The organism is Areca yellow leaf disease phytoplasma (genome assembly GCF_041920595.1).
Window position 1 is genome coordinate 548433 of the sequence record NZ_CP169277.1, and the last position, 4275, is coordinate 552707.

The following is a 4275-nucleotide window of genomic DNA, read 5'->3' on the forward strand; positions in this document are numbered from 1 at the left end:
AGTAACTTTATTAGCATCGTCGTTCCTCCTACAACTGTGAAAGTTACGTCGTCTTTTGTTACAGTTGCAGGAATTTTAGTCTAGCTTCTTTAAAGCTTTTAAACCAGCTTCTGAATCTACTTTGCCATTTTTAACTGTAAGTTTAAGTTTTTTGTCTGTGTCTAAAGTTAATTGATTTAATTCACATACATACCTACTAAATTTAATACTTTTGAACCTGATAAAGCTTTGTCCAGCAGCACCATCTGCAGGTGTAACTGTTACTTTATTATCAGCAACCGCTACTTTTATAGAATCTTTTGTTACTTTTGCATCAATGAAGTGTTTTGAACTTTCCATTGTTTAACAACTTTTTCTGCAACAGCTGCATCAGCAGCAGTAAGTTCAAGAGCATCTTTACATTGTAAACTGCTTAAATCTAGACGATCATCAGCAAAAACTTGAACGCCAACAAACATTAAAGCAACAGCAGCAAATAAAACTAAAACTTTAGCAACTAAAGATTTTTGAGTTTTTGATTTTGCATTGTTTGTTCTCCTTTCTTGCGTTATATAATTATATGGTTTGAGTTGTTTTCTAACAAAGAGTTAAAAGACAATCAAAACCTACTATTATTTTAACATGAAAAAAGGAAAAATGGGAGATAATAATTAAAAAAATAAAGCTTTATTAGTTATAAAAAAATTATTCTTGTGTTCCTAAATCAAAGTTATTATCTTTATTTTCTTTCAAACTTACCACAGCAGCCTCAGTTGTAATCATCAAAGCAGAGATAGAAGCAGCATTAAGAACAGCTTGACGAGTTACTTTAGTAGGGTCCAATTATACCTTCTTTTAGAGACAAACATACTTACCTTCTTTAGCATTACAACCCAAAATTTAAGGGTTGTAAAGTTGTTGTTTTTACTCACATCTTCTACCTGAAAATCCTGCATTATAAGCAATTTGATAAGTAGGTACTAAAAGACTTTGTACTACTACATCAATTCCTTGTTGTACTTCTTTTATTATCCAGATACCAAAGTATCTTTTTAATTCTTGATAAACCTCAACTAAAGCTTTTCCACCACCAACTCCCCCAATTCCTTCAGTAATAGCAGCTTTAGTAGCATTAGGTAACATCTTCAAATACGTAATTTTTTTATCTTTTAATTCAGTATCAGTTGCAGCTCAACTTTAATTAAGGCAACTCCCCTCCTGATAATTTAGCTAATCTTTCTTGCAAATTTTTAGTTTCATAATCAGAAGTAGCATTTTCCAATTTGAGTTTTTAATAATTGGAATACGTTTTTTCTAATTCAGGACTTTTAGAACACTTATCAAAGTAGTATTATCTTTTTTAATAATAGCTTCTATTGATATTTCCTAAATCATCCATTTTAAATCTGCTAATTTCATATTAAGTTCTTTAGAAACAAAATTAGCTTTTGTAAGTACTGCAATATCTTGTAACATTTCTTTTTGATTATCACCAAAAACCAGAACATTAGTTACCCAACTACATTAAAAGAGTTCCTCTTAATTTATTGCTTCACCAAAACCCTAAAGAAACTTCATTTTCCACAGCTTCAGCTACAATTAATAAAGGTCTGATGCTTTACTACTTCTTCCAAAATAAATTTTAATTTCTTGCACAGTACTAATTTATGATCGGATTACTAAAACTAACGCATTTTCTAGCTGTACTTTGTCATACTTTCTCTATCAGAGACAAAATAAGAGCGTATCCTTTATCGTACTGCAATCCTTCAACAACTTCTAATTCTGTTTCAAAACTGGATTCGTAAACATTAATAACTCCATCTTTTCCTACTTTTGCATCGCTTGAGCAATGATTTTACCAATTTTCTTGACTGCCTGATGAAACAGCAGCCACATTTTGAATATCTTCTTGAGCGTCTACTTTTGGAGTTACGGCTAAAAGTTTTTTTGGCAACTGTTAATGCAGCTAACAATTCCCTTCTTTTAATAGGATTAGCTCCTGCATCAATTACCTCAAACTGATGAATCATACTTTGTGCCAAACAGTTGCTGTGGTTGTTCCTCCTGCTTTTATCGTTAGTTTTGGAAGCTACTTCATATACACTTGGCTCCCATATTTTGATAGTTTTTAATTCAATTTCTTTGCTTAATAGAAACACCATCATTTACAATGCTTAGCAGGTGAATCATAGGCTTTTTCTAAAATAACATTACGTCCTTTAGGTCCTAAAGTCACTTTAACAGTATTTGCAATTGCATCTACTCCTTGTAATAAAGCTTTTCTTGCCTCTTTGCCATAAAGTATTTTTTTACTCATTTTATTACTCTTAAATATTTTGATTATTGATTATTATATATTATTATATCTTTATTTATTGATTTATTGATATTTAATTAATATTTATAATTTTTAAAAAAAAAGTTTAAAAATATTGTCTTTTTATTTATTAATACTTAGTTTATAATTGTTTATCTTATCTATATTATCTTATTTAATTTGTGCCAAAATATCTTTTACAGAAACAATTAAATAATCTTTTTCTCCTAAAGTAACTTTGCTACCAAGAATAGCTTTTTATAAACTACTTCATCATCTTTTTTTTAAACCTTCTTTAGGACCTACTCCAACAACAACCCCCAACAGAAGTTTTTCTTTTTCTGATAAAGCCAAAAATAATTCACTAACTGTTTTAGTTTCTTCCATTTTCAATTTTAAAACAACATTGTCATTTAAAGGGATAATTGTTTTTTTGTTTCATGATAAACTCCTTTTAATTTAATAATTTTATTATAGCAAATAAAATATTTTTGTAATGATTTAATTTTGGGCACTAAATAATTTAAGTGCCAAAGCACTTTTATTATATCATAAGATTTAATAATTGGCAAGTATTAAAAAAAATAATTTGGTTGGAGGATTCAAAAATTTATTTTATATTTTTGGTAAATATTATTAAATTTGTCTTATTGGGAATTGCAAAAAAAGTTTTTCATTTATGTTATTGTTTATTCATAAAAATAAGTTTGATAAATAATCTTTAATCTTGGTGAGGTGTTCCAAAACTTTGACAACTTTTTTACTTTTTTAAAGAATAATCAAATTTCAAATCATCATCACTTAATGACAAATACCTTTCTTCTTTTTTTTCTTTTAAATGTTTTTTATAACATTTAATTCGTTCCAAAGGTTCAAACATAAAATAATTAAACCCTTTTAAACGAGTTTCATAACCATTATCTTTTTTATTTACTTTATAAATATTTTGAGAAATTTCCTTAAATAAAACACATAATTTTAAATAACATTTCCTATAATAAGATTCAGTAATTTGATTAAATTTATGTTGTTTTTCTAATTGGTTAACTTTTTCATTATAAATTTTAATAGTAGTAGATAATTCATCATAATTTTCTATATCTTTTGAATTAGGTAAACAAATTTTTAAATAATCTAAATCAAAAATTTTATCATTTAATCCTTTTGTAAAATCATCAGAAATTAATTCTTTTTTTATTAAGGAATAAAAATAATCTATAAAAATAGAAGAATCATTCAAAGTTAAAATTTCAATATCATGATTTTTAGCGTAAATTCTCATAATTATAAATTAATTTTTTCTAAAACTTTATCTTGTGATTCCTTTCGATTTTGCCAACCAATTAAATAAACACATTCATTTTAATATCCTTATAATCATACCAGTTGATGTCATAAAACACTTCATTTATTTACTATTAGCGTTATCAGATATAGTAAAAGGAATTTGGTTTTTTCAAACTCATCTTTAAGTTTTTGTAATTCACCATTACTACGGCAAAGAACAGTTGTAGAATAAATTAAAGAATTTTTAATTTTTTCACACAAATACTTAACTTGTTGATAAAAATTATTAAAAAAAGAAAAATTTATAAAATCTCTATATTTTTTTTCACTAAAAGATAATTGTAAATATTCCTTATTATCAATTAATTCATTAGCTGCTTTAACAATATTAATGCCTTTAGAACGATAATTAACATTTAATAAATGTTTTTGAGGTAATCAAAACTGAGCCGAATACAATAAACTATCAAACTCGGTCCAAATACTATCGGCACTGGTGTTTTTTATCTCCAAACCCATCTCAATTGGGTATCAGATAGTCGGGTTTGATTCGAACCTTTCAATTAGTCACATTAAATATTTTTTATTTTTTAACTTTAAAGTCATACACCATTAAATAATCATACTTACATTAAATAAATAAATTCAACTACATTTTGGTTCAACAATACTTGAGAGCAATACGTATG

General features: G+C 26.5%; 4 protein-coding genes and 2 pseudogenes. All 6 read right to left on the reverse strand.

The features are described from left to right. Positions 1 to 75: 75 nt before the first annotated feature. Positions 76 to 339: a hypothetical protein gene (locus ACEW7V_RS03105; RefSeq protein ID WP_374695410.1), complete on the reverse strand. Its 264-nt coding sequence runs from the start codon at positions 337 to 339 to the stop codon at positions 76 to 78. Next, positions 303 to 458 (reverse strand): hypothetical protein, encoded by a 156-nt coding sequence (locus tag ACEW7V_RS03110; protein WP_374695411.1) that lies wholly within the window; start codon positions 456 to 458, stop codon positions 303 to 305. Before ACEW7V_RS03110 ends, ACEW7V_RS03105 begins: the two co-directional genes overlap by 37 nt. Before the next feature lie 226 nt (positions 459 to 684). Next, positions 685 to 2299 (reverse strand): annotated as a pseudogene (groEL, locus tag ACEW7V_RS03115) (chaperonin GroEL). Positions 2300 to 2572: 273 nt separating this feature from the next. After that, entirely contained in the window at positions 2573 to 2686 is a 114-nt protein-coding gene (locus ACEW7V_RS03120) for a hypothetical protein (RefSeq protein ID WP_374695412.1), read from the reverse strand. A gap of 26 nt (positions 2687 to 2712) precedes the next feature. Further along, a complete protein-coding gene (locus ACEW7V_RS03125; RefSeq protein ID WP_374695413.1) occupies positions 2713 to 2871 on the reverse strand; it encodes a hypothetical protein in 159 nt (52 codons plus the stop codon). Between the two features lie 191 nt (positions 2872 to 3062). Beyond that, positions 3063 to 4021, reverse strand: a pseudogene (locus tag ACEW7V_RS03130) (ATP-dependent helicase); the annotation flags it as partial. Between the last annotated feature and the right edge of the window lie 254 nt (positions 4022 to 4275).

Excerpts from the sequence above, each read along its gene's own strand:
- ACEW7V_RS03120 (WP_374695412.1), bottom strand. The coding sequence starts at position 2,686 with ATGGAAGAAACTAAAACAGTTAGTGAATTATTTTTGGCTTTATCAGAA.
- ACEW7V_RS03110 (WP_374695411.1), bottom strand. The coding sequence starts at position 458 with ATGTTTGTTGGCGTTCAAGTTTTTGCTGATGATCGTCTAGATTTAAGC.
- ACEW7V_RS03105 (WP_374695410.1), bottom strand. The coding sequence starts at position 339 with ATGGAAAGTTCAAAACACTTCATTGATGCAAAAGTAACAAAAGATTCT.